The 26,600-nt window shown below is 71.3% G+C and carries 20 protein-coding genes and 1 tRNA gene; 9 read left to right on the forward strand and 12 right to left on the reverse strand.

Annotated elements, in window-relative coordinates; translation table 11 throughout:
- The first annotated feature begins 269 nt into the window (after positions 1-269).
- The 4 genes from gltB to AB0K43_RS09975 all read left to right on the forward strand — a co-directional run bounded on the left by gltB (position 270) and on the right by AB0K43_RS09975 (position 8,943).
- Entirely contained in the window at positions 270-4,853 is a 4,584-nt protein-coding gene (gltB, locus tag AB0K43_RS09960; protein WP_363637874.1) for a glutamate synthase large subunit, read from the forward strand.
- Positions 4,846-6,306, forward strand: a complete 1,461-nt coding sequence (locus tag AB0K43_RS09965) for a glutamate synthase subunit beta (RefSeq protein WP_363637753.1) — start codon at positions 4,846-4,848, stop codon at positions 6,304-6,306. Before gltB ends, AB0K43_RS09965 begins: the two co-directional genes overlap by 8 nt.
- Positions 6,307-6,552: 246 nt before the next feature.
- Positions 6,553-7,419 (forward strand): helix-turn-helix transcriptional regulator, encoded by an 867-nt coding sequence (locus tag AB0K43_RS09970; protein ID WP_363637755.1) that lies wholly within the window; start codon positions 6,553-6,555, stop codon positions 7,417-7,419.
- A gap of 66 nt (positions 7,420-7,485) precedes the next feature.
- Positions 7,486-8,943, forward strand: coding sequence for an aldehyde dehydrogenase family protein (locus AB0K43_RS09975; RefSeq protein WP_363637757.1), 1,458 nt, complete (start codon positions 7,486-7,488; stop codon positions 8,941-8,943).
- 108 nt (positions 8,944-9,051) lie between these two features.
- Here the strand turns inward: AB0K43_RS09975 and AB0K43_RS09980 are convergent, their stop codons facing one another.
- A complete protein-coding gene (locus tag AB0K43_RS09980; RefSeq protein ID WP_363637759.1) occupies positions 9,052-10,041 on the reverse strand; it encodes an ArsR family transcriptional regulator in 990 nt (329 codons plus the stop codon).
- A gap of 86 nt (positions 10,042-10,127) precedes the next feature.
- Here AB0K43_RS09980 and AB0K43_RS09985 point away from each other — a divergent pair, with 86 nt between their 5' ends.
- Positions 10,128-11,375 (forward strand): MFS transporter, encoded by a 1,248-nt coding sequence (locus tag AB0K43_RS09985; protein ID WP_363637761.1) that lies wholly within the window; start codon positions 10,128-10,130, stop codon positions 11,373-11,375.
- Between the two features lie 40 nt (positions 11,376-11,415).
- Here the strand turns inward: AB0K43_RS09985 and AB0K43_RS09990 are convergent, their stop codons facing one another.
- Both AB0K43_RS09990 and AB0K43_RS09995 read right to left on the reverse strand, forming a co-directional pair.
- Entirely contained in the window at positions 11,416-11,925 is a 510-nt protein-coding gene (locus tag AB0K43_RS09990) for a GNAT family N-acetyltransferase (protein ID WP_363637763.1), read from the reverse strand.
- Positions 11,922-12,347: a helix-turn-helix domain-containing protein gene (locus AB0K43_RS09995; protein ID WP_363637765.1), complete on the reverse strand. Its 426-nt coding sequence runs from the start codon at positions 12,345-12,347 to the stop codon at positions 11,922-11,924. The genes AB0K43_RS09990 and AB0K43_RS09995 overlap by 4 nt, the downstream gene beginning before the upstream one ends.
- 111 nt (positions 12,348-12,458) lie before the next feature.
- On the opposite strand from AB0K43_RS09995, the gene AB0K43_RS10000 reads away from it, so the two are divergent.
- The gene (locus AB0K43_RS10000) at positions 12,459-12,827 is read left to right on the forward strand and encodes a DoxX family protein (protein ID WP_363637767.1); all 369 of its coding nucleotides are present in this window, start codon (positions 12,459-12,461) and stop codon (positions 12,825-12,827) included.
- Between the two features lie 63 nt (positions 12,828-12,890).
- Here the strand turns inward: AB0K43_RS10000 and AB0K43_RS10005 are convergent, their stop codons facing one another.
- Positions 12,891-14,729 carry a 5'-nucleotidase C-terminal domain-containing protein gene (locus tag AB0K43_RS10005; RefSeq protein WP_363637769.1) on the reverse strand — a complete coding sequence of 613 codons (1,839 nt, stop codon included), beginning with the start codon at positions 14,727-14,729 and terminating at the stop codon, positions 12,891-12,893.
- Between the two features lie 406 nt (positions 14,730-15,135).
- On the opposite strand from AB0K43_RS10005, the gene pyk reads away from it, so the two are divergent.
- Both pyk and AB0K43_RS10015 read left to right on the forward strand, forming a co-directional pair.
- Entirely contained in the window at positions 15,136-16,563 is a 1,428-nt protein-coding gene (gene pyk / locus AB0K43_RS10010) for a pyruvate kinase (RefSeq protein WP_363637771.1), read from the forward strand.
- A gap of 221 nt (positions 16,564-16,784) precedes the next feature.
- Positions 16,785-17,774, forward strand: coding sequence for a hypothetical protein (locus tag AB0K43_RS10015; RefSeq protein ID WP_363637773.1), 990 nt, complete (start codon positions 16,785-16,787; stop codon positions 17,772-17,774).
- Between the two features lie 51 nt (positions 17,775-17,825).
- Here the strand turns inward: AB0K43_RS10015 and AB0K43_RS10020 are convergent, their stop codons facing one another.
- Together AB0K43_RS10020 and AB0K43_RS10025 are read right to left on the reverse strand one after the other, a co-directional pair.
- Positions 17,826-18,611, reverse strand: coding sequence for a helix-turn-helix domain-containing protein (locus AB0K43_RS10020; RefSeq protein ID WP_363637775.1), 786 nt, complete (start codon positions 18,609-18,611; stop codon positions 17,826-17,828).
- Between the two features lie 114 nt (positions 18,612-18,725).
- Positions 18,726-18,808: transfer RNA gene (locus tag AB0K43_RS10025), tRNA-Leu, on the reverse strand.
- 92 nt (positions 18,809-18,900) lie between these two features.
- Between AB0K43_RS10025 and AB0K43_RS10030 the strand changes: the two genes are divergently transcribed.
- Positions 18,901-19,551: a response regulator gene (locus AB0K43_RS10030; RefSeq protein WP_363637777.1), complete on the forward strand. Its 651-nt coding sequence runs from the start codon at positions 18,901-18,903 to the stop codon at positions 19,549-19,551.
- A 72-nt stretch (positions 19,552-19,623) separates the two neighbouring features.
- Here the strand turns inward: AB0K43_RS10030 and AB0K43_RS10035 are convergent, their stop codons facing one another.
- From AB0K43_RS10035 to AB0K43_RS10060, 6 genes are all read right to left on the reverse strand, one after another.
- Positions 19,624-20,340, reverse strand: a complete 717-nt coding sequence (locus tag AB0K43_RS10035) for an ABC transporter ATP-binding protein (protein WP_363637779.1) — start codon at positions 20,338-20,340, stop codon at positions 19,624-19,626.
- Entirely contained in the window at positions 20,337-21,221 is an 885-nt protein-coding gene (locus AB0K43_RS10040; protein ID WP_363637876.1) for an ABC transporter ATP-binding protein, read from the reverse strand. The genes AB0K43_RS10035 and AB0K43_RS10040 overlap by 4 nt, the downstream gene beginning before the upstream one ends.
- An 8-nt stretch (positions 21,222-21,229) precedes the next feature.
- A complete protein-coding gene (locus tag AB0K43_RS10045; RefSeq protein ID WP_363637781.1) occupies positions 21,230-23,011 on the reverse strand; it encodes a branched-chain amino acid ABC transporter permease in 1,782 nt (593 codons plus the stop codon).
- Between the two features lie 20 nt (positions 23,012-23,031).
- A complete protein-coding gene (locus tag AB0K43_RS10050) occupies positions 23,032-23,961 on the reverse strand; it encodes a branched-chain amino acid ABC transporter permease (RefSeq protein WP_363637783.1) in 930 nt (309 codons plus the stop codon).
- Between the two features lie 182 nt (positions 23,962-24,143).
- Complete coding sequence (locus tag AB0K43_RS10055; RefSeq protein ID WP_363637785.1) at positions 24,144-25,370, reverse strand: branched-chain amino acid ABC transporter substrate-binding protein; 1,227 nt, start codon at positions 25,368-25,370, stop codon at positions 24,144-24,146.
- 684 nt (positions 25,371-26,054) lie between these two features.
- Positions 26,055-26,507, reverse strand: coding sequence for a hotdog fold thioesterase (locus AB0K43_RS10060; protein WP_363637787.1), 453 nt, complete (start codon positions 26,505-26,507; stop codon positions 26,055-26,057).
- Positions 26,508-26,600: the final 93 nt, after the last annotated feature.

Genomic DNA, 26,600 nt, shown 5'->3' on the forward strand with positions numbered 1-26,600 from the left:
ACACGGCGTTTCGGCCCTGTTTCGGGCCGCGTGCGGACGGGCACACTGGTGGCAGCGTGCGGACCAGGGCCAGTCTCCCCAGCCCAGGGCTACCCACCGGAAACGGCGTCTGACCTGCGGATTATGTCCGCGATGTGGACGCGATATTCCGCTTCTCGGGATATCCGGCATCATGTAACCTGCACGAAATCGCATCAGGGCCAACGTCGTCCCTATTGCTCAGCTTCTTGCCAATGACGACGACGGGAGAGCCGATGCTGTCTGCATCCATGCACTCCGCCAACGAGCCCGAGCAGGCCGCCGCCCGGCCCTACGCGCTCGTTCCGGATGCGCGACCTGTAGCTCAGGGCCTGTACGACCCTCGCAACGAGCGCGACGCCTGCGGCGTCGGCTTCGTCGCCACGCTGACCGGCATCGCCGACCACACCGTCGTCGACCAGGCACTGACCGTGCTGCGCAACCTGGAGCACCGGGGTGCCACCGGCGCCGAGCCGGACTCCGGTGACGGCGCGGGCATCCTGACCCAGATCCCCGACGCCTTCCTGCGCGCCAACGTGTCCTTCGAGCTGCCGGCCGCCGGCCGCTACGCCGTCGGCATCGCCTTCCTCCCCCAGGAGGAGGACGCCGCCGAGCTCGCGGTGGCCCGGATCGAGGGGATCGCCACCGACGAGGGCGCCACCGTCCTCGGCTGGCGCGAGGTCCCGGTCACCCCCGACCTGCTGGGGGCCACCGCCCGCTCGGTGATGCCGCGGTTCCGCCAGCTGTTCGTCAGCCACGGCGAGAAGAGCGGCATCGAGCTGGACCGGACCGCCTTCGTGGTCCGCAAGCGCGCCGAGCGCGAGGCCGGCGTGTACTTCCCGTCGCTCTCCGCCCGCACCATCGTCTACAAGGGCATGCTGACCACCGGCCAGCTGGAGCCCTTCTTCCCCGACCTGTCGGACCGGCTCTACGCCTCCGCGCTCGGCCTGGTGCACTCGCGCTTCTCCACCAACACCTTCCCGAGCTGGCCGCTCGCCCACCCGTACCGGTTCGTCGCGCACAACGGCGAGATCAACACGGTCAAGGGCAACCGGAACTGGATGACCGCCCGGGAGTCCCAGCTCGCCACCGACCTGATCGACGGCGACCTCAGCCGGATCTTCCCGATCTGTACCCCGGACCACTCCGACTCGGCGTCCTTCGACGAGGTCCTGGAGCTGCTCCACCTGGGCGGGCGCTCGCTGCCGCACTCGGTGCTGATGATGATCCCGGAGGCGTGGGAGAACCACGCCACCATGGAGCCGGCCCGGCGCGCGTTCTACCAGTACCACTCCAACCTGATGGAGCCCTGGGACGGCCCGGCCTGCGTCACCTTCACCGACGGCACCCAGATCGGCGCCGTGCTGGACCGCAACGGCCTGCGCCCGGCCCGGTACTGGATCACCGAGGACGGCCTGGTGGTGCTCTCCTCCGAGGTCGGCGTGCTCGACCTGGACCAGGAGACCGTCGTCAAGAAGGGCCGGCTGCAGCCCGGCAAGATGTTCCTGATCGACACCGCCGAGCACCGCATCGTCGAGGACGAGGAGCTGAAGGCCGAGCTGGCCGCCGAGCACCCGTACGAGGAGTGGGTCGCGGCGGGGCAGATCCAGCTCGCCAAGCTCCCCGAGCGCGAGCACATCGCGCACACCCACGCCTCGGTCACCCGCCGCCAGCAGACCTTCGGCTACACCGAGGAGGAGCTGCGGGTCATCCTCGCGCCGATGGCGCGCACCGCCGGCGAGGCGCTCGGCTCGATGGGCACCGACAGCCCGATCGCCGCCCTCTCCGAGAAGCCGCGGCTGCTCTTCGACTACTTCGTGCAGCTCTTCGCGCAGGTCACCAACCCGCCGCTGGACGCCATCCGCGAGGAGCTCGTCACCTCGCTGCTGAGCAACCTCGGCCCCGAGGGCAACCTGCTGGACGCCTCCCCGTCGGCCTGCCGGTCGGTCGGCATCACCTTCCCGGTGATCGACAACGACGAGCTGGCCAAGCTGGTCCACATCAACGTGGACGGCGACCAGCCGGGCCTCAAGGCCGTCACGCTCTCCGGCCTGTACAAGGTCTCCAGCGGGGGCGCCGGCCTGGCCGCCCGGCTGGCCGAGATCGCCGCCGAGGCGGACGCCGCGATCGCCGACGGCGCCCGGATCGTGGTGCTCTCCGACCGCCACTCGGACGCCGAGCACGCGCCGATCCCCTCGCTGCTGCTCACCTCCGCGATCCACCACCACCTGATCCGCACCAAGCAGCGCACCCAGGTGTCGCTGATCGTGGAGGCCGGCGACGTCCGCGAGGTGCACCACGTCGCGCTGCTGGTCGGCTACGGCGCCGGCGCGGTCAACCCTTACCTGGCGATGGAGTCGGTCGAGGACCTGGTCGCCCAGGGCACCTTCCTGACCGGCATCGAGCCGGAGAAGGCGATCAAGAACCTGATCAAGGCGCTCGGCAAGGGCGTGCTGAAGGTGATGTCCAAGATGGGCATCTCCACCGTCGCCTCCTACCGCGGCGCCCAGGTCTTCGAGGCCATCGGCCTGGCCCAGGAGCTGGTGGACAGCTACTTCGCCGGTACCACCACCAAGCTGGGCGGGATCGGCCTCGAGGAGCTCGCCAAGGAGGTGGCCGCCCGCCACGCCAAGGCGTACCCGGCCTCCGGGATCCCGGCCGCGCACCGCGCGCTGGACATCGGCGGCGAGTACCAGTGGCGCCGCGAGGGCGAGCCGCACCTCTTCGACCCGGACACGGTCTTCCGGCTGCAGCACTCCACCCGCTCGCGCCGCTACGACATCTTCAAGCAGTACACCGAGCGGGTGAACGAGCAGTCCGAGCGGCTGATGACCCTGCGCGGCCTGTTCAAGCTGGACGGCAAGGGCCGGGCGCCGATCGCGATCGAGGAGGTCGAGCCGGTCTCCGAGATCGTGAAGCGCTTCTCCACCGGTGCGATGTCCTACGGCTCCATCTCGATGGAGGCGCACGAGACGCTGGCCATCGCGATGAACCGGCTCGGCGGCAAGTCCAACACCGGTGAGGGCGGCGAGGACCCGGAGCGCCTGTACGACCCGGAGCGCCGCTCGGCGATCAAGCAGGTCGCCTCCGGCCGGTTCGGCGTCACCTCCGAGTACCTGGTCAACGCGGACGACATCCAGATCAAGATGGCCCAGGGTGCCAAGCCCGGCGAGGGCGGCCAGCTGCCCGGCCACAAGGTCTACCCGTGGGTGGCCAGGACCCGGCACTCGACCCCGGGCGTGGGTCTGATCTCCCCGCCGCCGCACCACGACATCTACTCCATCGAGGACCTCGCCCAGCTGATCCACGACCTGAAGAACGCCAACCCGGCGGCCCGCATCCACGTGAAGCTGGTCTCCGAGGTCGGCGTGGGCACGGTCGCGGCCGGCGTCTCCAAGGCGCACGCGGACGTGGTGCTGGTCTCCGGCCACGACGGCGGCACCGGCGCCTCGCCGCTCACCTCGCTCAAGCACGCGGGCGGCCCCTGGGAGCTCGGCCTCGCCGAGACCCAGCAGACCCTGCTGCTGAACGGCCTGCGCGACCGGATCGTGGTGCAGACCGACGGCCAGCTGAAGACCGGCCGCGACGTGGTGATCGCCGCGCTGCTCGGCGCCGAGGAGTTCGGCTTCGCGACCGCCCCGCTGGTGGTCTCCGGCTGCATCATGATGCGGGTCTGCCACCTGGACACCTGCCCGGTCGGCGTGGCCACCCAGAACCCGGTGCTGCGCGAGCGCTTCTCCGGCAAGCCGGAGTTCGTGGTGAACTTCTTCGAGTTCATCGCCGAGGAGGTCCGGGAGATCCTCGCCGAGCTGGGCTTCCGCTCCATCGAGGAGGCCGTCGGCCACGCCGAGCACATCGACGCCGCCGACGCCATCACGCACTGGAAGGCCGCCGGCCTCGACCTGGCCCCGCTGTTCCACGTGCCCGAGCTCCCCGAGGGCGCGGCCCTGCACCACACCACCGGCCAGGACCACGCGCTCGACAAGGCGCTGGACAACCAGCTGATCGAGCTGGCCGAGGACGCCCTGGTGCGCGGCGACGCCGTCCGCATCCAGCTGCCGATCCGCAACGTCAACCGCACGGTCGGCACCATGCTCGGCCACCAGGTGACCAAGCGGTACCGCGGCGAGGGCCTGCCCGAGGGCACCATCGACGTGACCTTCACCGGCTCGGCCGGCCAGTCCTTCGGCGCCTTCGTGCCGCGCGGCATCACGCTGCGCCTGGAGGGCGACGCCAACGACTACGTCGGCAAGGGCCTGTCCGGCGGCGTGCTGATCGTCCGCCCGGCCCGGGAGGCGGCCGCCATCGGCGCCGACGCCCAGAGCCACGTGATCGCCGGCAACACCATCGGCTACGGTGCCACCAGCGGCCGGATCCACCTGCGCGGCAAGGCCGGTGAGCGTTTCGCCGTCCGCAACTCCGGTGCCACCCTGGTGGTCGAGGGCGTGGGCGACCACGGCCTGGAGTACATGACCGGCGGCCGGGTGGTGGTCCTCGGCGAGACCGGGCGCAACCTGGCGGCGGGCATGTCCGGCGGCATCGCCTACGTCCTGGACCTGCGCCCGGCGAACGTGAACGACGGCATGGTGGGCATCGAGGCCCCGACCGCCGCCGACCGGGAGTGGCTGCGCGAGACCGTGCAGCAGCACTACGAGGAGACCGGCTCCACCGTCGCCGCCGAGCTCCTGGCCGACTGGGGCAGCGGCGTCAGCCGCTTCTCCAAGATCATGCCGACCGACTACAAGGCTGTGCTCGCCGCCAAGGACGCCGCTGAGCGCGACGGGCTCTCCGAGTCCGAGACCACTCGCAAGATGATGGAGGCGGCACATGGCTGACCCCAAGGGCTTCCTGACCACGCCCAAGCAGCTGGCGGAGCGCCGCCCGGTGGACGTTCGGCTCCGCGACTGGAACGAGGTCTACGTCGAGCGGAGCCTCCTGCCGATCATCACCAAGCAGGCCGGCCGCTGCATGGACTGCGGCATCCCGTTCTGCCACAACGGCTGCCCGCTCGGGAACCTCATCCCCGAGTGGAACGACCTCGCCTACCGGGACGACTGGACCGGCGCGATCGAGCGGCTGCACGCGACCAACAACTTCCCGGAGTTCACCGGGCGGCTGTGCCCGGCGCCGTGCGAGTCGGCCTGCGTGCTGGGGATCAACCAGGACGCGGTGACCATCAAGAACGTCGAGGTCACCATCATCGACAAGGCCTGGGACCGGGGCGGCGTGGCCGCCCAGGTGCCGGAGCGGCTGTCCGGCAAGACGGTGGCCGTGGTCGGCTCTGGGCCGGCCGGGCTGGCCGCCGCCCAGCAGCTCACCCGGGCCGGGCACACCGTGGTGGTCTACGAGCGCGCCGACCGGATCGGCGGCCTGCTGCGGTACGGCATCCCCGAGTTCAAGATGGAGAAGCGCCACATCAACCGCCGCATCGAGCAGATGCGCGCGGAGGGCACCCGGTTCCGTACCGGCGTGCACGTCGGCGAGGACATCACCGGCCAGCAGCTGCGCGACCGCTTCGACGCGGTGGTCATCGCGGCCGGCGCCACCACCGCCCGCGACCTGCCGGTGCCCGGCCGGGAGCTGGCCGGCATCCACCAGGCGATGGAGTACCTCCCGCTGGCCAACAAGGTGCAGGAGGGCGACTACGTCGAGTCCCCGATCAGCGCCAAGGGCAAGCACGTCGTGGTGATCGGCGGTGGCGACACCGGTGCGGACTGCGTCGGCACCGCGCACCGGCAGGGGGCCGCCTCGGTCACCCAGCTGGAGATCATGCCGCGCCCCGGCGAGGAGCGCCCCGGCCACCAGCCCTGGCCGACCATGCCGATGACCTACAAGGTCACCTCCGCGCACGAGGAGGGCGGCGAGCGGCTGTACTCCGTCAACACCACCCACTTCAGCGGCGACGAGGACGGCAACGTCCAGGAACTCCACCTGGTCGAGGTCGAGTTCAAGGACGGCCGGTTCGAGCCGGTGCCGGGCAGCGAGCGGGTGCTGCCCGCGCAGCTGGTCACCCTGGCGATGGGCTTCACCGGCACGGACGTGAAGAACGGTCTGGTCGATCAGCTCGGCGTACACTTGGACCCGCGCGGCAACGTCGCCCGCGACGGGAAGTTCGGCACCAACGTCGACGGCGTCTACGTGTGCGGTGACGCCGGCCGCGGCCAGTCGCTGATCGTCTGGGCCATCGCCGAAGGTCGCTCCGCGGCCGCCGCGGTGGACAAGTACCTGGGCGGCAAGACCCCGCTGCCCGCCCCGATCCGCCCGACCGACCGACCGCTCGTGGTCTGACGGGCCGCCCTACCCTCAACCCGATCCGCCGGGCCGCACCTTGGCCCGGTTGCACCAACCGTGCCCGCCAGAGCCGCCGGGCCCGGTCCTACGGCGCCTGCCCATTTCCCCGACCAAGGTTATGGGGCAGGCGCCGTTCCACTTCCCGGAAGTTGAGATTTCGCCTATTCCTGGCCGCGCGGCACCCCGGGGTGAAAGGATGCCGCAGTTGGAGAACGCGGGTTCGATCGGCGGAGGTCATCCGGGATGAGCGGCCAGCAAGCGGGCAGCGGGACGACCGCGCGGCGCATGGTGCTGGGCTCCCGGCTCCGCCGGCTCCGCGAGGCCAGCGGCGTGACCAGGGAACAGGCCGGATACTCGATCCGCGCCTCCGAGTCCAAGATCAGCAGGATGGAGCTCGGCCGGGTCGGCTTCAAGACCCGCGACGTCGCCGACCTGCTCACCCTCTACGGCGTGCACGAGGACGACAGCCGCGCGGCCGTCCTCGACCTGCTCCAGGAGGCCAATGCCCCGGCCTGGTGGCAGGCGTACGGCGACGTGGTGCCCGGCTGGTTCCAGCCCTACCTCGGGCTGGAGGAGGCCGCCGCCTCGATCAGCAGCTACGAGCTCCAGTTCGTCCCCGGCCTGCTGCAGACCGAGGAGTACGCCCGCGCCGTGGTGCGCCTGGGCAACCCCACCGCCAGCGCGGCCGAGATCGACCGCCGGGTCACCGTCCGGCTGCGCCGCCAGCGGCTGCTCCAGGCCCGGCCCGCCCCCGAGTTGCTGGTGATCGTGGACGAGGCCGCGCTGCGCCGCCCCTGCGGCGGCCCCGAGGTGATGCGCCGCCAGCTGCACCGCCTGGTCGAGCTCGCCGCGCTGCCGCAGCTCACCCTCCAGGTGATGCCGCTCGGCGGCGGCGGACTGGCCGCCGAGAGCGGCTCGTTCACCCTCCTGAGCTTCCCCGAACGGGACCTGCCCGACCTGGTCTACCTGGAGCAGTTCACCGGCGCGCTCTACCTGGACAAGCCCGCCGAGGTCGGCGAGTACCTCGCCGCGGTGGAGCGGCTGCGCGCCGACGGACTCTCGCCCGAGCGCACCCTCGCCCTTCTGCACTCCATCCTCCAAGAGGACTGACACATCAGTACGATGATGTCTCGTCAGTTGGACCGGGCCGCCCCGCGCCCCAGTGAAAGGCATCGGATGTCCTACATCGAGGAACTGTCGCTGCAGTACATCGACGGCCAGTGGCGAGCCGGCAGCGGCTCCTGGGACATCGTCGACCTCAACCCGTACACCGGGGAGAAGCTGGCCGCCATCACGGTCGCCACCGTCGAGGAGGTCGACCAGGCCTACCGGGCCGCCGAGCGGGCCCAGAAGGACTGGGGCAAGCTCAACCCGTACACCCGCCGGCTGGTCTTCGAGCGCGCGCTGCGGCTGCTGGAGGAGCGCGAGCAGGAGATCACCGAGACCATCATCGCCGAGCTCGGCGGCACCCGGCTCAAGGCCGGCTTCGAACTCTCGCTCTGCCGCGACATGCTGCGCGAGGCCATGCAGCTCTCGCTGCGCGCCGAGGGCCGGATCCTGCCCTCCCCGGTGGACGGCAAGGAGAACCGCCTCTACCGGCTGCCGGTCGGCGTGGTCGGCGTGATCAGCCCGTTCAACTTCCCGCTCTTCCTCTCGCTCAAGGCCGTCGCCCCCGCGCTCGCCCTCGGCAACGGCGTCGTCCTCAAGCCGCACCAGGACGCCCCGATCACCGGCGGCACCCTGATCGCCAAGATCTTCGAGGACGCCGGCCTGCCCGCCGGCCTGCTGAACGTGCTGCTCACCGACATCGCCGAGATCGGCGACGCCTTCCTGGAGCACCCGGTGCCCAAGGTGATCGCCTTCACCGGCTCCGACAAGGTCGGCCGGCACGTCGCCCAGGTCGCCGCCGGCCACTTCAAGCGCACCGTGCTCGAACTCGGCGGCAACAGCGCGCTGATCGTGCTCGACGACGCCGACCTCGACTACGCCGTCGACGCCGCCGTGTTCAGCCGCTTCGCCCACCAGGGCCAGGTCTGCATGGCCGCCAACCGCGTCCTGGTCGACCGCAGCGTCGCCGAGGAGTTCACCGAGAAGTTCGTCCGCAAGATCGCCGGTCTCAAGGTCGGCGACCCGCTCGACCCGGCCACCCAGATCGGCCCGCTGATCAACTCGGCCCAGGCCGACTCGGTCACCGCCCAGGTCGACCAGGCCGTCGACCAGGGCGCCACCGTCCTGCTGCGCGGCTCCACCGTCGGCACCCTGATGGACCCGGTGGTCCTCACCGACATCCCCGCCGACGCCCCGATCCTGCACCACGAACTCTTCGGCCCGGTCGTCGTGGTGCTGCCCTTCGACGGCGAGGACGAGGCCGTCGAGATGGCCAACGACACCCCGTTCGGCCTCAGCGGCGCCGTGCACACCGCCAGCGTCGAGCGCGGCGTCCGGCTGGCCCAGCGGATCGAGACCGGCATGATCCACATCAACGACGGCACCATCCACGACGAGCCGATCGTCCCCTTCGGCGGCGAGAAGAGCTCCGGCGTCGGCCGGCTCAACGGCGATGCCACCGTGGAGGCCTTCACCAAGCTCAAGTGGATCTCCATCCAGCACGAGCGCAGCCACTTCCCGTTCTAGGACGGGGCGGTGACGGGGCGGTGACGGGGCGGCGCGGCCTACCGGCCGGGCCGCCCCGGCCTCCGGGTGGCCCCGGTACGGCTCCTGCGCGGCCCCGGCGCGGCCCCGTCATCCCGGCTCGCCCGCCGACGGTGCGGCCGCCACCAGGGTCTCCGCGGCCGCCGTCCGCAGGTAGAGCACCGAACGCCCCGTCCGGTGCCGCGCCACCAAACCCGCCCCGCGCAGCGCCGTCAGATGGTGCGAGACGTTCGGCGCCGACAGGCCGGTCCGCTCCGCCAGCTCCGTCGTCGAGGCCGGCGCCCCCAACTCCACCAGCAGCAGCGCCCGGGCCCGCCCCAGCACCCCCGCCAGACCGTCCGGCACCGGCACCGACCGCTCCCACAGCGTCGCCACCCCGCGCGGCGGATACACCAGCCCCGGCTGCCCCGGCGGATTCGACTGCGAGTACACCCCCGGCCAGGCGAACACCGACGGCACCAGCACCAGCCCCCGGCCGCCGTCCAGCACCCGCTCCGCCGCGAACCACAGATGCGCCACCCGCAGCGTCCCACCCGCCCAGGACACCCGCGGATGCAGATCCTCGAACAGCGCCGCCGGACCGCCCACCGACATCTGCCGCGCCCGGCGCAGCACCTCACCCTCCACCAGCCGCACGATCCGCGGCCAGCACGGCTCCAGCACCGCCGCCCAGTACGCCCGCACCTCCACCGCCAGCCGGGCCAGCCCCGCCGCGGGCTCCGCCCGCAGCCACGCCACCAGCGGCGGCAGCGGCCCCTCGAACCGGTCCAGATCCACCCGCACCTGCGCCGGATCGGTCGCCACCAGCCGCGCCAACTCCTCCTCCAGCGACGGCGACCAGCCCGCCGGCACCGGCGTCAGGAAGTCCGGCGTGTACACCGTCGGCACCGGCACCAGCTGCTCCAGCAGCCCGAAATCCACCCCCGCCAGCCGCGCCCGGGCCTGCCGGACCCACGGCAGGTGCACCGCGTGCTCACCCGGCTCCTTCAGCACCTGCACGCTGTTCACCACCTCCCACAGCGGCGAGCAGGCGAACCGGGTCAGCGCCACGTCCTGCGCCGAGAACTCCAGCGTCAGCACCCAATCCTCCGATGGTTCGATCGGCCGAGGATTCCACCCGGGCGAAATCTCTGGGCGCCCCGGGCCGGCCGCCCGAGGATCGCCGCATGACCAGCACGATCCTGCCCCCGCCCCGCACCCGCCCGAGCACCGCCCGGCAGCGTAACCTCCTCGGCGCCCACCTGATCGACAGCCTCGGCAGCGGACTCCTGCTCGCCTTCACCGTCGTCTACTTCGCCCGCACCACCGCCCTCGGCCTGCCCGCCATCGGCGCCGCCATCAGCCTCGCCCGGCTGCTCGCCCTGCCCACCGCGATCCTGATCGGCCCGCTGATCGACCGCTACGGCGCCCGCCGGGTCGCCGCCACCGCCAACCTGCTCTCCGCCCTCGCCCACACCGCCTTCCTCGCTGCCCACCAGACCTGGCAGATCGTCACCGTGGTCGCTCTCGCCCAGATCGGCACCGCCGCCTACTGGACCGCCAGCACCGGCCTCGTGGTGCTCGCCGGCCAACCCGAGGACCGCCCCCGCTGGTTCGCCCTGATCGGCGCCCTGCGCAACGGCGGCCTGGCCCTCGGCGGCGCCGCCGGCGCCCTGCTGCTCGCCCTCGGCGGCACCACCGGACTGCGCGCCACCGTCCTCGGCAACGCCGTCAGCTTCGCCCTCGCCGCCCTGCTGCTCGCCACCTGGCGCCCCCTCAACGCCCCCACCACCGCCCGCACCGGACCGCAGGGCAGCTACCGCAGCGTCCTGCGCGACGGCCGCTACCTGCTGCTGGTCGCCGTCAACCTCAGCTTCGTCTTCGCCTCGCTCGTGCTCAGCCTGCTGCTCGCCCTCTACCTCACCGAAGGCCTGCACCAGCAGGCCTGGGTGGCCGGCTCCCTGCTGGTCCTCAACAGCGCCCAGATCGTCCTCACCCAGACCGCCGTCGCCCGCCGCCTGAGGCACCTGCGCCCGACCCGGGTGATCGCCGCCGGATCGCTGCTCAACGTGCTGGCCTTCGCCCTCTTCGCCCTGCTCGCCGCCGCGCCCGGCTGGGCCGCCGTGGCCGGCGCGCACCTGGCCATGCTGGTCTACAACCTCGCCGAGACGGTGGCCTCCCCGTACTCCGAGGAACTCAGCGTCCGACTGGCCGATCCGGCGCTGCGCGGCCGCTACCTGGCCGTCTACCAGCTCTCCTGGACCTTCGGCCAGACCGCCGCACCCTGGCTGCTGACCCTGCTGCTGGCCCAGGGCCCGGCCTGGCCCTGGGCCCTGCTCGGCGGCCTCAGCCTCGCCGCCGTCCCGGCCCTGCTGCTGCTGGAGCGGCTCGGCGTGCCCACCGCGGCGGAGCGGCCGTCGGCCGGGGCGGCCTGAGCGGCCGCACCGGGCAGCCGGCCGAGCAGGTGCGGCGGCCTCATCCGGCGGCCAGCCGGAACGCCTCCAGCTCCGTCCCGTACCAGCGGTCGGTCCGCCCCAGCGGCTCCATGCCCAGCCGGCGGCAGACCGCCTGGGAGGGCGTGTTGTCCGGGTACGTCACCGCGAAGACCTCCGGCAGCCCCTCGGCGAACCCCTTCGCCAGGGCCCCGCGGGCCGCCTCGGTCGCATACCCGCGGCCCCAGGAGTCCGGGTGGAAGTGCCAGCCCACCTCGACCTCCCCGCCGCCGCCCGGGATCGGCACCAGCAGCACGGTGCCCGCCACCACGTCCGTCCCGCGCACCTGCACCGCCCAGCAGCCGAACCGCGGATCGGCGCCCCGGCCGCGGAACCGCTCCACCAGCGCCTCGGCCTCCGCCCGCGCCTCCAGCGCCCGGGGCGTCGACCCCAGCCAACGGGCCACCTCCCAGCGCGAGTAGAGGTCGAAGGCGCGGTCCACGTCGTCCGCCGTCCACTGCCGGACGGTCAGCCGCTCGGTCTCGAAGATCATGTCCCCTCCTGGGTCCGCGTACCTGTGCCCTCGTGCCCCGGTCGGCCGGTGTCGAACCGCTCCCGGTTGGCGTCGATCTGCCGGTGGTGCAGCTCCGCCCACCGGGCCAGCGCCCGCACCGGGGTGATCAAGGTCCGCCCCAGCTCGGTCAGCTCGTACACCACCCGCGGCGGGACCTCGGCGAACGCCGTCCGGGTCGCCAGCCCGTCCCGCTCCAGGTGCCGCAGGGTGCGGGTCAGCATCCGCTGGGAGATGCCCGCCACCGCCTGCTGGAGCTCACCGAAGCGCAGCGGGCCGCCGTGCAGGGTGCCGATCACCAGCAGGCTCCACTTGTCCCCGATCCGGTCCAGCAGCTCCCGCACCGCCCGGGCCTCGTCCGGCCCTGGACAGGCCATCGGCGCCGCCACCCTCTCGTCGGCCATCGGGCACCTTCCTGTTCGTCACGCACAGCCGTGTGCCTTTTGTAGGAGTCCTGAAAGTCACGCATCATGCGGCAACGCACTGATGGTAACCAATGGCACCGGGAGCCCCCGTTGAACCTCACGCTCTGGATCGTCGCCGGCCTGCTGGCCGCGCTCTACCTCGCCGCCGGCCTGACCAAGGCCGGACAGTCGCGGGCCAAGCTGCTGGAGAACCCGCGGATGGGCTGGGTCGCGGACCACTCGGAGCGGTCCCTGCGCCTGATCGGCCTGGTCGAGATACTCGGGGCCCTCGGCCTGGTGCTGCCGCAGGCCACCGGCATCGCCCCGGTCCTCACCCCGATCGCCGCCGCCGGCCTGGCCGTGGTCCAGCTGGTCGCGGCCCGGATCCACCAGCGCCGGGGCGAGTACGCCTCGCTGCCGGTGAACGCCGTGCTGCTGCTGCTCGCCGCCTTCGTCGCCCTCGGCCGCTTCGCGGGCTGACGGCCGCGGCGGGCCCGGCAGCTCGCTGCTGCCGGGCCCGCCGCCCACCGGTGCGCGGAGCCGCTAGGGCTTGTCGGACACGCCCTGGAACAGCGGCACGCCCGCGCGCACCAGCCGCCAGGTGCCACCGCTGATCTCGGCCGGGTCGATCACGCCCTTGGCCTTCACCCAGGCGATCATCGTGTTGCGGATCTCGTCCGAGTCGGACCAGACCTTGGTGGCCGCCGCCACGTGCGGGAAGTTGCCGCCGCCGTTGGCCCGGTAGTTGTTCACCGCCAGCACGAACTGCGCCGCCGCCTCGACCGGCTTGCCCTCGTACGACAGCCCGGTGATCCGCGAGCCCACCGGCTGGGTCAGGTCGATGTCGTAGGAGACGCCGTAGACCGAGTCGTAGTTGTAGTCCGGGATGTTCAGCTGATTGGTCAGGGTGTCCAGGTTGACCGGGTCGCTCGGCGCCAGCTGTGCGAAGTACCGGGCGGAGTACTCCAGGTAGTCCTTGATCTGGGCGCCGGTCAGCAGCCGGGCCTCCAGGGTGTTCTCGTAGATGTACAGCCCCGCCGCGTCCCGCAGCTTCACCTCGCCGGCCGGGATCAGCGCGGTCCGGTTGAACGGCGCGGCCTGCGCCAGCACCGGCAGCGCCGCGTACGAGGTCGAGGCGAGCGCCGCCTTCACCGCGTCCGCCTGCACCCGGCCGATCAGGTCGATGATCGGCACGTCCTTGAACCGGGCCTCGGCGATGGACAGTTCGGTCTTGCTGGTGCCGATCACCTGGTTGACGTAGCCGACCACCTTCTTGTGCTGGGCGCCGATCAGCTTCACGATCGCCGGGTCCTCGGCCACCGTGTTGGAGTTCAGCACCCGGGAGGTGACGGCGGTGACCGACCACGCACCGTGCCGGTACTCCACCTCGAAGTCGAAGCAGGTCAGCCGCTCGCCCCAGCACAGCGGCTCGGAGAGCACCACGGTCTTCCCGGTGGTCCTGTTGACCACCAGCCGCTGCGGGATCTCCTTGTGCGCGTGGCCGACCAGCACCGCGTCCACGCCCGGCACGGTCTCGGCCAGCTGCACCGAGGCGTTCTCCGGCCAGGGCAGCTGGTCGCCGTAGGAGGACACCTCGTCCATGCCCGAGTGCGAGGCCACCACCACCACGTCGGCGCCCGCCGCCCGCAGCCGCGGCACGTACTTCTGCGCCATCTCGACGATGCCGGGGAAGACCAGCTGCCCCGAGACGTTGGCCTTGTCCCAGATGGCGATGCCCGGGTTGGTCAGCCCGAGGATGCCCACCCGCAGCGGCCGCCCGTGGCCGAGGCGCAGCTCCTTGATCACGTACGGGGCGAAGGCCGGCCGCTCGCTCTTCGCGTCCTGGGCGTTGGCGCCCAGCAGCGGGAAGTCCAGCTGCTTCTCGTAGGCGCGCAGCAGCGGGATGCCGTAGTTGAACTCGTGGTTGCCGAGCGCGGCCGCGTCGTAGCCGATCGCGTTCATCGCGGCGGCCATCGGGTGCTTCGGCGGGCGCTTGCCGGTGATCGGCTCGACCCGGGCGTAGTAGTACGACAGCTGGGTGCCCTGGATGGTGTCGCCCGCGTCGATCAGCAGGGTGCGGTGGCAGCCCTTCTCCTCGCGGACCTGCTTCACCAGGGTGGAGATCTTGGCCAGGCCGACGTCGTTGTGCGCCTTGTCGTCGTACTCGGAGTCGGTGAAGTACTCCCAGTTCAGCACGTGTCCGTGCAGGTCGGTGGTGCCCATCACGGTGAAGGACTCCTTGACCGGCGCCCTCCCGGCCACCTCGTCGACGCCCTTGGCGGCGGCCGGGGTCGCGGCGGCCACGGGGACGGCGCCGACCAGGGCGGCGCCGGCCGCGGTGGCGGCGGAGCGGGTCACGAAATCACGGCGGTTCAGGGGCATGAACGACTCCAACGTGGGGCGGACGGACCGTCAGCTGCACTGGCGGGACCAGGTCGTGACGCGCGTAGAAGTCTGCCCGCCCGAACGTGCCGGGGCCAGACCCCGGACGTTTCCGGCAGGTGAGATCTTGGCGACCCCGGCGTGACGCGCCGACCGCGCCGGGTCACCGGGGTCGAACCGCCGTACGTCAACCGGCCGGGATTGCTCTCACCCGAACCACCGCCCGCCGGCCGCCCGGACGGCCGTCCGTGCAGCTCGCGGCGGTCTGTCCATCGGCGGTAACTCCAACTCCGTGCGCGGCAAGTCACGATGTGTCAGTTTGTTAATCAAAACTTTCTGCAACCGCCACCGCTCGGCCCGCCGGAACCTCGTTGTTACGCGCCGGTAATGCCTACGCTCTAGAGGTATGCGCCGAGCAAAAATCGTCTGTACCCTCGGGCCGGCCGCCGACTCGTACGACCAGATCAAAGCCCTGGTCGACGCCGGAATGGACATCGCCCGATTCAACCTGAGCCACGGGTCCCAGCTGGAGCACGAGGAACGCTACCGCCGGGTCCGCAAAGCCTCCGACGAGTCCGGCCGCAGTGTCGGCGTCCTCGTCGACCTCCAAGGCCCGAAGATCAGACTCGACACCTTCGCCGACGGACCGGTACTTCTTGAACGCGGTGACGAGTTCACCATCACCGTCGAGGACATCGAGGGCGACCGCGACATCTGCGGGACCACCTACAAGGGCCTCGCCGCGGACGTCTCCCGCGGCGAGCGCATCCTGATCGACGACGGCCGGGTCTGCCTGGAGGTCACCCACGTCGACGGCCCCCGGGTGCACTGCATCGTCATCGAGGGCGGCCTGATCTCCGACCACAAGGGCCTCAACCTCCCCGGCGTCGCCGTCTCGGTGCCCGCGCTCAGCGACAAGGACGTCGCCGACCTGCGCTGGGCCCTGCGGACCGGGGTCGACCTGATCGCCCTCTCCTTCGTCCGCAGCGCCAAGGACATCGACGAGGTGCACCGGATCATGGCCGAGGAGGAACGCGTCCTCCCGGTGATCGCCAAGATCGAGAAGCCGCAGGCCGTCGAGAATCTCGAAGCCATCGTGGACGCCTTCGACGGCATCATGGTCGCCCGCGGCGACCTCGGCGTCGAACTCCCGCTGGAGCAGGTGCCGATCGTCCAGAAGCGCGCCGTCAAGCTGGCCAAGCGGAACGCCAAGCCGGTCATCGTCGCCACCCAGATGCTCGACTCGATGATCAATGCCTCCCGGCCCACCCGGGCCGAGGCCTCCGACGTCGCCAACGCCGTGCTCGACGGCACCGACGCCGTGATGCTCTCCGGGGAGACCTCGGTCGGCAAGTACCCCGTCGAGACCGTCAAGACCATGAGCCGCATCATCGAGGCGGCCGAGGCCGACATCCTCGCCGCCGGCCTGCCGGCGCTCACCGAGCACAACAAGCCCCGCACCCAGGGCGGCGCCGTCGCCCGCGCGGCCGCCGAGATCGGCGACTTCCTCGACGCCAAGTACCTGATCGCCTTCACCCAGAGCGGCGACACCGCCCGCCGGCTCACCCGCTACCGCTCGCCCATCCCGGTGCTCGCCTTCACCTACGAGCCCGCCGTGCGCAGCCAACTCGCCCTCACCTGGGGCGTGGAGACCTTCCTCGGCCCCTTCGTCCCCACCACCGACGAGATGGTCGCCCAGGTCGACGCCCAGCTGCTCAGCCTCGGCCGCTGCCGGCGCGGCGACATCGTCATCATCACCGCCGGTTCGCCCCCCGGCCTGGCCGGCTCCACCAACCTGGTCCGGGTGCACCACGTCGGCGAACTCCACAACTGACCGCCCGCACCCCGCCCCGCAACACCGCACCGGCGCCGCCCCTTTGGGAGGGGGCGGCGCCCTCGTGCGTCCGGCGGCCTTCACGGTCCGGCACCGATCACGGCGGCCGGGCACCGGAACCGTCCCCATCCGGTCACAGCGCCCCCCGCGCCCCGCCCGGCCGGGTACGTTCCCCTCGACCGGCCCGGCAGCAGGGCCGCCCACAAGGGGACCAACCCGCCATGAGCAGCAGCAGACCGCGCAGAACCACCGCCCTCGCCCTCGCCGCAGCCCTCCTCACCGCAGGCCTCGCCACCGCCTGCCAGCCCGACGGCAGCGACGACGCCGCCCCGGCCGCCACCACGGGTGCCACCACCACCCCCGGCGCCGGCTCCGGCACCGCGGCCGCCACCGCGGCGGCCACCGGCAAGGCCGGCACCGTCACCATCGGAAAGACCGCCTACTGGGGCGGCCTGCGCTTCGACGTCAAGAGCGCCACCTACGCCCCGGACCCCGACGGCGAACACTTCAAGGTCACCCTCGCCACCACCGTCACCAACACCTTCAGGACCACCGCCGTCCGCGACTGGCCCGACATCGCCATCGACGTCAACGGCACCCCGCTCACCGGCGACCGCGGCGCCGCCGTCCCGCCCACCCCCGGTGCGAGCAACCCGCTGCCGCTCACCTTCACCGGCACCGGCGCCTTCTCCCTCGACGGCGCCTCCCTGGTCCTCGGCGACGCCGGCCAGGCCCAGGCGGTCGTCCCGCTCGGCACCGGCGGCCGCCCCGCCGTCACCCTCGCCCCCGTCGACCTCAAGCTCCCGGCCAACCCCACCCTCACCTCGGGGCGCCTGACCCTCAACCTCAAGACCGCCCAGCTCCGCGCCGACGTCGGCGGCGGCAACGGCAGCGGCGCCCTCACACTCGGCCAGCGCGGCCTGCTCGTCGTCTTCGACATGACCGGGCAGGTCGGCCCCGCCGGGATGGCCGTCGACGGCGGCAGCCTGCGGCTGAAGCTCCCCGGCGGCGAGGAGATCGGCCCCACCGTCGCCCCGATCGAGGCCATCTACCCCGACCGCCCCGGCCGCCAGGACCAGGTCGCCTGGTTCGTCTTCTCCGGCGCCACCGACGGCGACTACACCCTCTCCGTCACCGACCCCGACCACGCCACCCCCGCCACCGCCGTCCTCCCCGCCACCGGCGTCAAGGCCAGCGGCCCCACCGGCTGACCACCCACCCACCGACCGACGGCGCAGCCCTCCGGGGGGAGGGCTGCGCCGTCACCACTTGGCCCCCACATGCTCGTCCAGCAACGCCACCGACGCCCGCCGGGCGATGGACACGTTGACCTGCCCCTGCGGCCGGGGGACGGACGCCTTCCATGCCACGCCCAGGGTGTCGAGGGTGTCGGTGAAGATCCGCCTGATGTCGCCGGAGGTGTTGGTGAAGAAGTACCTGGGGTACTCGTGGCGGCGCACCACGCCCTCGACGGTCCGGGTGGCCCAGTTGGTGATCCGGCACCCGTCGGAGTGGATCAGCCCGCGGACCAGGCCCCAGGGGTGGGCGTCCACCAGGGCCTGCTGCCAGGGGGCCAGCTCGATCGGACGCTCGTGCTTCTTCCCGGGCCCGTGCTGGGGGAAGTAGCAGGGCAGGTGTTTCGAGTAGACCTTCACGTCATGGCATCCGGTGCGTCGCACCCGGCAGGGGGTGTTGTTGGGCAACACCTGGCGCATGGCCTGCTCGGCGGCGTCCTGGAGGCCCGGCCATTTGTCGTCGCAGGTGATGGCGAGGTTGGGTGCGCGGTGCTGCTTGGGCTGGATGATGTGGCCGTCGCCCAGGTACAGGCCGAGCAGGTACGTGTAGGCGGCGCCGTCCAGGGGATCCCCGTGACAGTGCGGACAGGTGGAGCGTTTGCGCCCGGGGAGGGCGTTGCGCTCGGCCAGATCCCGGTGCTTCCACCAGCCCACCGTTCCGACCGGCACCCCGAGCCGGCGGGCGACCTCGGCATTGGGGCGGCCCTTGCGGAGGAGGTGGAGGGCCTGTTCGCGCGTGGAGTGTTCGACCATGCCGCCCAGGATCGAACGCCGGTCGGTGTGCGAAGGGCTTCGACGTTAAGTGCCACCCAAGGTGATGAACTTCGCCCAATCTCCTGCGGGATTGGATTCAAAGGGAAATCGCTGTGCCGGGTGCGGGATTCGAACCCGCAAGCCCTCTCAGGCAGATGTGTTTGAGACATCCGTGTATGCCATTCCACCAACCCGGCGAGGTTGAGCGTCAGAAGGATACCCTGTGCACGCGATCGGGCGCAGCTAGGTAGGCTCGTGCATGCAGCACCCCGCCGGAACGAGGAGCCCCGTGAGCACCGCCGACGAGCAGCCCCAGCCGCTTGAGACCGACCTGCCCCAGATCACCCGAATTGTCATCGCCGAGGACGAGGCGCTGATCCGCCTCGACCTGAAGGAGATGCTGGAGGAGGAGGGCTACACCGTCGTCGGTGAGGCGGGCGACGGCGCGACCGCGGTGCGGCTGGTCGAGGAGCTCAAGCCCGACCTGGCGATCCTGGACGTGAAGATGCCCGTCCTGGACGGCCTCTCCGCGGCCGAGCAGATCCACGAGGCGCACCTGGCGCCGGTCCTGATGCTCACCGCCTTCTCCCAGCGCGAGCTGGTCGACCGGGCCCGGGACGCGGGCGCGATGGCGTACATCGTGAAGCCGTTCAGCAAGAGCGACCTGGTGCCGGCGATCGAGATGGCGGTCTCCCGCTACACCGAGATGCGCACGCTGGAGGAGGAGATCGCGGATCTCACCCAACGGCTGGAGACCCGCAAGCTGGTGGACCGGGCAAAGAGCGTCCTGCAGACCAAGTTCGGGCTGAACGAGCCGGCCGCGTTCCGGTGGATCCAGAAGACCTCGATGGACCGCCGGATGACCATGGCGGCGGTGGCCGAGGCCGTGATCGAGGAGGGCGACGCGCAGGACCGGAAGAAGGCCGAGACCGAGGCCTGACCGGGCGTCACCACAGGCCAGTGCCCCGCCGGGCGGACCCGGCGGGGCACTGGTGCGTACGGGCGGCGGTGCTCAGTCCTCGCCGAGGTACGCCTTGCGGACCGACTCGTCGTGGAGCAGGTCCGCGCCGGTGCCGGTGAGCACGATGCGGCCGGTCTCCATGACGTAGCCCTGGTCGGAGAGCGAGAGCGCGGCCTGGGCGTTCTGCTCGACCAGCAGGATGGTGGTGCCGGCGGCCTTCAGCTCGACGATGGTCGCCATGATCTTCTGCATCATCAGCGGGGACAGGCCCATCGAGGGCTCGTCCAGCATCAGGAGCTTCGGACGGGACATCAGCGCGCGCCCCATGGCGAGCATCTGCTGCTCGCCGCCGGAGAGCGTGCCGGCGGCCTGCTTGCGGCGCTCGCCGAGGATCGGGAAGAGCGTGTAGGCGCGCTCCACGTCCTCGGTGATGCCGGGGGTGTCCTTGCGGAGGAAGGCGCCGAGGAGGAGGTTCTCCTCGATGGTCATCCGCGGGAAGATGTGCCGGCCCTCGGGGGAGTGGGCCAGGCCGAGCGAGACGATCTTGTGCGCGGGCACCGTGGTGAGTGGCTGGCCCTCGAAGCTGATCTTGCCCGCGGTGGGCCGCAGCAGCCCTGAGAGGGTGCGCAGGGTGGTGGTCTTGCCGGCGCCGTTGGTGCCGATCAGGGTGGTGACCTCGCCCTGGTTCACCGTGAAGCTGATGCCCTTGACGGCTTCGATCTTGCCGTACGAGACGCGGAGGTCCTCGACCTCAAGGAGCGCGGTCACTGGTCTGCCTCCGTGCTGGTGTCCGTGCTTGCTGCCGGGGCCTCGGTGGCCTCGGCGGCGTCGGTGGCGCCCTCGAGCGGCGCACCGAGGTAGGCGGTGATGACCCGCTCGTCGCTCTGGACGGTCTCGCGGTCACCCTCGACGATCTTCTGGCCCTGGACCAGGACGGCGGTGCGGTCGCACAGGTTGAAGATGAACCGCATGTCGTGCTCGATGACCAGGATCGCGATGCCCTTGTCGCGGATCGCGAAGACCAGCTCCTCGGCGGCGCGGGTCTCCTGCGGGTTCATGCCGGCGGTGGGCTCGTCGAGCAGCAGCAGGCCGGGGTCGCTGGCCAGCGCGCGGGCGATCTCCAGCTTGCGCTGCTCGCCGTAGGGCAGGTTGCGGGCCAGGTGCTCGGCCTTGTGGGCGAGGCCGCAGAACTCCAGGAGCTCCATGGCCTTCTCGCGGCTCTCGGCCTCGGCGCGCCGGTAGCCCGGGCCGCGCAGGATGGCGGAGAAGAGGCCTTCCTTGGTGCGGCTGTGCCGGCCGACCAGGACGTTCTCCAGGACGGTCATGTTGGCGAACAGCCGGATGTTCTGGAAGGTCCGCGCGATGCCGGCCTGGGTGACCAGGTGGGGCTTGGGCGGCAGGACGGTGCCCTTGTACCGCACGGTGCCCTCGGTGGGCACGTAGAGGCCGGTGAGGCAGTTGAAGAAGGTGGTCTTGCCGGCGCCGTTGGGACCGATCAGGCCGACGATCTCGCCGCTGTTGACGGTGAGGTCGACGTTGTTGACGGCGGTGAGGCCGCCGAAGCGCATGATGACGCCGGTGGCTTCGAGGATCGGGACGGCGCTCTGCGGGTCGGCCGGGCGCGGGGCGGGGACGGTGCTGGTGGTCATGGTGCGGGTCACGCCCCTGCCTTGGTGAGTGCGGGCTCGGTCGGTTCCGGTGCCGCGTCGGCGGCGTCCTCGTGGAACTCCAGCTGGGCGCGGCGGTTGGCGATCAGGCCCTCCGGCCGGACGCGCATCAGCAGCACGAGGGCGATACCGAAGACGAGCAGCTGGTAGTTCTTCAGGAAGACCAGCTTCTCGGGGATCAGGTACAGCAGGGTGGCGCCGACCAGCGGGCCGCTGATGGTGCCCATGCCGCCGAGCACGACCGCGGCGACCAGGAAGGCGCTGTTGGGCGGCACCGAGGCGGCGAACTGGTAGGGGTCCGGCACCACGCTGTAGCTGACGTGGGCCATCACGGTGCCGGCCAGGCCGGCCAGTGCGGCGCCGAGGGCGAAGGCGAGCAGCTTGAGCTTGAAGCCGTTGATGCCCATCGCCTGGGCGGCGGTCTCGTCCTCGCGGATGGCGACCCAGGCGCGGCCGATCCGGGAGTCGTTGGCGCGGCTGAAGATGACCACGACGAACGCGGTGACCAGGAGCATCAGCAGGAAGTAGTTGGCGAACCGGCCGAGGGTGAAGGACCCGAAGGTGTGCTCGGCGCCGAAGTTGAACCCGAGGATGTCGAGGTCCGGGATGTTGCGGATGCCGTTGGGGCCGTTGGTGACCTTGGGGCCGGAGACGCCGTCGAGGCTGTTCACGGCGATCCGGAAGATCTCACCGAAGCCGAGCGTGACGATCGCCAGGTAGTCGCCGCGCAGGCGCAGCGTCGGCGCGCCGATGACGACGCCGAACACCAGGGCGGCGGCCATGCCGGTCAGGGCGGCGGCCCAGAACGGGAAGTGCAGGCCGACCGGGGAGGAGGTGGAGCCGGAGACCAGGGCCGCGGCGTAGGCGCCGACGCCGAGGAAGGCGACGTAGCCGAGGTCGAGCAGGCCGGCGAGGCCGACGACGACGTTGAGGCCGAGCGCGACCGTGGCGAAGATCAGGATGTTGACGCCGACGGTGGCGAAGTGGTCGTCGCTCTGGGTGAACGGGAACGCGGCGGCCGCGGCGAAGGCGGCGGCGGTGGTGGTGCCGCGGTGGCGCGCGGTGATGGCGGTGAGCTGCGCGAGCAGGCCGCCGCGGACCAGCGCCCAGGTGCCCAGCGCGGTGATGATCAGGAAGCCGATGAACAGCTCGCCGTACTCGGTGGTGATGCCGTAGGTGAAGACGGTGAGGCCGACGGCGGCCGCGCCGATGATGATCAGCGTCTCGACCCAGCGGTTGAGCGGGGCGGCGGGGCGCTGGTCGGGGCGGGCGCCGATCAGGTGGGTGATGGCGTAGCGGGCCGCGACGAACGGGTTCTTGGTGTCGGGGGCCGCGGCCTCGGTGCTGCGCTGGGGCAGGCCGAGGGCGCCGATGAACGGGATCAGCGAGGCGAGGCCGGCCAGGAAGCCGCCCGGTTCGAGGTTGGCGACGCCGCCGAGCTCGACGCTGATGGCGATCAGGGTGAACCAGGTGGTGGCGAGGCCCGCGGCGGCCAGGATCAGCGCGGCGGCCTCGGGGCCGGCCGGGCTGAGCCAGCGGGTGCCCTTGACGCCGTACAGCGGGAGGGCGAACAGGGTGGTGAGCAGGCCGGCGACCAGGGTGAGGATCTGCAGGCCGCCGGGGTAGCCGTCGACGGTGAGGTCGCCGGGGAACTCCGCGGTGTAGGTCCAGTGGATCATGGTGCTGGCGGCGGTGGCGAGGCCGCCGACGGCGACCAGGGCCTTGGCCGCGGCCGGGGGCATCGGGATGACGCGACGCGTGTAGGTGCTCATGGTGTGGGTCTCCCGCTTCCTCAGGCTCGGTCCGCGACGCGTTCCCCGAGTAGGCCTTGTGGCCGCACGAGGAGGACGACGATGAGCAGGACGAAGGCCCACACGTTGGCCCAGGAGCCGCCGCCGAGCTGCTGCATGCCGGGGACGTCCTGGATGTACGCGGTGGCCATGGCCTCCGCGACGCCGAGGACGAGGCCGCCGAGCATGGCGCCGTAGATGTTGCCGATGCCGCCGAGGACGGCCGCGGTGAAGGCCTTGAGGCCGGCGAGGAAGCCCATGGTGGGGCTGACCTGGCCGTAGCGCAGGCCCCAGCCGATCGAGGCGACGGCGGCGAACGCGGCACCGAGCGCGAAGGCGATCACGATGATGCGGTCGGTGTTGATGCCCATGAGCTTGGCGGTGTCGGGGTCCTGCGCGGTGGCCTGCATGCCGCGGCCGGTGCGGGTCTTGCCGACGAAGGCGGCGAGCGCGCCCATGCACAGCGGGGCGGCGACGAACAGGTAGATGTCGGCGGGCTGCAGCGTGATCGGGCCGAAGACGTACGGGCCGCCGGGGAGCTGCGGGAAGCTGCGGCCGGACTTGGCGCCCGGGTAGAACTGCTCGACGGCCTGCTGGAGGGCGATCGACAGGCCGATCGCGGTGATCAGTGGTGCGAGCTTCGGGGCCCCGCGCAGCGGCCGGTAGGCGAAGCGCTCGGCGGCCACGGCGATGACGACGGCGACCAGGACGCCGCCGAGCAGCATCAGTGGCAGGGCCAGCCACAGACTGGTGCCGGACGGCAGGATGATGTAGGTGGTGAGGGCGCCGAACCCACCTGTCATGAAGATCTCGCCGTGGGCGAAGTTGATGAGCTGGACAATGCCGTAGACCATTGTGTAGCCGATCGCGATCAACCCGTAAAGGGCGCCGAGGATCAGGCCGTTGGCCAGCTGCTGCGGCAGTTCGTGCACCGCTGGGCCTCCGAGGGGGTTCGGTGGGTGGGTTCGCTGTGGGGGTGGGCTCGAACCGCTCGCGTACAGGTGGTGTACAGCGGGGGGCGCTGGTTCACAGCGCCCCCCGCCTGGTGGTTCGTGATGTGGTGCCCCGGTACGTCGTCAGTCGGTCCGGCGCGTACCGCGGTGGTGCCGGAGTGTCAGCCGGCGAAGGTGCCGGACTTGCCGACGGTCCAGGCGCCGCTCTTCACGACGTAGACGGTCAGCTGCTTGTTGACCGCGTCGCCGTACTCGTCGAAGGCGACCTTGCCGGTCACACCGTCGAAGCTGACCTTGCTGAGCGCCTCGACGACCTTGCCGCGGGCGCCGTCGGGCAGCTTGCCGCCGTTGGCCGCGGCGACGGCCTTGACGCCCTGGACGATGGCCCAGGCGGCGTCGTAGGAGTAACCGCCGTAGGCGGCGTACGGGTCCGCGTACTTGGCGGCCGCGTAGTCGGCGACGAACTTCTTGGCGGAGTCGAGCGACTCGACCGGGGCGCCGACCGAGGTGGCGAAGTCGCCCTCGGCGTTCTTGTTGGCCTTGTTGATGTACTCGGGGTCGTACATGCCGTCGCCGCCCATGAGCGGGGCGGTGACGCCGGCCTTCTTCAGCTGGTCGCTGAGCGGGCCGGACTGCGGGTACTCGCCGCCGTAGTAGATGATGTCGGCGCCGGCGGCCTTGGCCTTGGTGACGACGGCGGAGAAGTCCAGGTTGTTCTCGTCGATGTGGTCGCTGCCCGCGACCGTGCCGCCGAGCTTGGTGAACTCCTTCTGGAAGGCCGCGACGAGACCGACGCCGTAGGTCTTCTTGTCGTCGATCAGGTAGGCCTTCTTCTTGCTCAGGTCGTTGTAGGCGTACTGAGCGGCGAAGGGGCCCTGGATGGCGTCGGTGGTGGCGGTGCGGAAGTAGGTCTTGAACGGACGCTTCTTCTCGGTGTCGAACTTCTCGCCCTGGGTCAGCGCCGGGTTGGTGTTCGCCGGGGAGATCTCGGCCAGGTTGGCGGTCTCGAAGATCTGCTGCATCGACTGGGCGACGCCGGAGTTCAGCGGGCCGACGACGCCGAGCACGGTCTTGTCCGCGACCAGCGCGGTGGCGTTGGACTGGCCTTCCTGCGGCGACTTCTTGTCGTCGAGGGCCTTGACCTTGAAGGTGACGCCGGGAACTTCCTTGTTGTCGTTGGCGATCTTCGCCGCGAGCTCGGCCGAGTGCTGGATGCCGAGGCCGAGCGGGGCGAGCGGACCGGTGAGCGGCGCGTCGACGCCGATGGTCACGACGGTGCCGCCGGCGGCGTCGTCGCCGGCCTTCTTCTCACCGCGCGAGCCGCAGGCGGAGAGGGTGAGAGCTCCGGTGACGGCAATGCTCACGACAAGGAGTGAACTCTTACGCACGAGGGTCCCCTTCTGGATCAGGAAGGCACGGCGCCAGAGCTGGCGGGTGCCGGGTCGCGCGCTGGGCCAGGCCCAATCGGTTGGCGCGGTGACTGGCCGTGACTCTAGAACGGGTTTGGCGGCTCGGGCAGAGGTCCGGACATGCTGTGATTCTCTTGTTATCAGCACCCCTGGCGAAAATCTCACATGCTGAGCCAACAAGGGTTTTCGGGCTCCGGATAGCGGACCGCGTCTCGTCCTGTGGAAGGGTGTACTGCCGGATCCCCAGCTCACCCAAGGAATGTCCGGTAATCGGACGGCAGTGTCCGGGGGGAGTCGAACGGTCGCCAGTGTCCGGATATCGGAATACGGGCAGCCGATATGGAGGTTTCGCGGCAGATCTCCCCCGCGGGTGCTTCCGGGGATCCGTCCCGGCGGTCGAATGGCCTGCGTGTTACGCAGCGTTACATCCGGAAAAGTTCCCGCCTTCCGGGTGCGCGTCGGCGGGGCCGCACGGCCACTCTGCGGAGCTGCGGGGGAGGGGAGTTGGGCTCCCGGCGGGGTCGCCTCGGGGCCCGCCCGCCCTCGTCGCGCCGTGCCCAGGACATGCCACCGCCCCCTCGTCACGGCATGGCCTGCCCCGGTCCGGGGAGAATCAAACCGGCATTCGAACGAGGGGGCGGTACAAGGGAGTTGCGGCCGGAGCTATAGGTCCCGCAGCATGCAGGTCAGCCGGCAGCTGGTGATCCGGCGGCCGGTGTCGTCGGTGACCGCGATCTCGAAGGTGGCCGCCGTGCGCCCCTTGAAGACGGCGGTGGCCACGCCGGTGACCACACCCGAGGTCGCCGAGCGGTGGTGTGTGGCGTTCAGGTCGACGCCGACCGCGTACCGGCCCGGACCGGCGTGCAGCATCGCCCCGATCGAGCCGAGCGTCTCCGCCAGCGCGGCCGACGCCCCGCCGTGCAGCAGCCCGTACGGCTGCTGGTTGCCGTCCACCGGCATGGTGCCGACCACCCGGTCCGGTGAGGCCTCCAGGACCTTGATGCCGAGCTTGTCACCGAGCAGGCCGCCGGAGAAGGTCGCCGGATCGACGCCGAGCTTGGCGAAGTGGTCGAGCACGTCCTGGGGCACGTTGAGTACGGGGGCCTCGTCGGTCATGGCGCTCCTGCCGCTGTGGGGTGATCGCGTGGTGGTGCTGACTGCGATCGTACGACCGCGCCGCCGGCGGCCGGAGTGCGGCGGTCTGCGTCC

This window comes from Kitasatospora sp. NPDC049258, from assembly GCF_040678895.1.
Taxonomy (GTDB): Bacteria; Actinomycetota; Actinomycetes; order Streptomycetales; family Streptomycetaceae; genus Kitasatospora.

Bases quoted from the DNA above. Each gene is read 5' to 3' on its own strand.
- gltB (WP_363637874.1), top strand. From the start codon at position 270: ATGCACTCCGCCAACGAGCCCGAGCAGGCCGCCGCCCGGCCCTACGCG.
- AB0K43_RS09965 (WP_363637753.1), top strand. From the start codon at position 4,846: ATGGCTGACCCCAAGGGCTTCCTGACCACGCCCAAGCAGCTGGCGGAG.
- AB0K43_RS09970 (WP_363637755.1), top strand. From the start codon at position 6,553: ATGAGCGGCCAGCAAGCGGGCAGCGGGACGACCGCGCGGCGCATGGTG.
- AB0K43_RS09975 (WP_363637757.1), top strand. From the start codon at position 7,486: ATGTCCTACATCGAGGAACTGTCGCTGCAGTACATCGACGGCCAGTGG.
- AB0K43_RS09985 (WP_363637761.1), top strand. From the start codon at position 10,128: ATGACCAGCACGATCCTGCCCCCGCCCCGCACCCGCCCGAGCACCGCC.
- AB0K43_RS09990 (WP_363637763.1), bottom strand. From the start codon at position 11,925: ATGATCTTCGAGACCGAGCGGCTGACCGTCCGGCAGTGGACGGCGGAC.
- AB0K43_RS09995 (WP_363637765.1), bottom strand. From the start codon at position 12,347: ATGGCCGACGAGAGGGTGGCGGCGCCGATGGCCTGTCCAGGGCCGGAC.
- AB0K43_RS10005 (WP_363637769.1), bottom strand. From the start codon at position 14,729: ATGCCCCTGAACCGCCGTGATTTCGTGACCCGCTCCGCCGCCACCGCG.
- pyk (WP_363637771.1), top strand. From the start codon at position 15,136: ATGCGCCGAGCAAAAATCGTCTGTACCCTCGGGCCGGCCGCCGACTCG.
- AB0K43_RS10015 (WP_363637773.1), top strand. From the start codon at position 16,785: ATGAGCAGCAGCAGACCGCGCAGAACCACCGCCCTCGCCCTCGCCGCA.
- AB0K43_RS10020 (WP_363637775.1), bottom strand. From the start codon at position 18,611: ATGGTCGAACACTCCACGCGCGAACAGGCCCTCCACCTCCTCCGCAAG.
- AB0K43_RS10040 (WP_363637876.1), bottom strand. From the start codon at position 21,221: ATGACCACCAGCACCGTCCCCGCCCCGCGCCCGGCCGACCCGCAGAGC.
- AB0K43_RS10045 (WP_363637781.1), bottom strand. From the start codon at position 23,011: ATGAGCACCTACACGCGTCGCGTCATCCCGATGCCCCCGGCCGCGGCC.
- AB0K43_RS10060 (WP_363637787.1), bottom strand. From the start codon at position 26,507: ATGACCGACGAGGCCCCCGTACTCAACGTGCCCCAGGACGTGCTCGAC.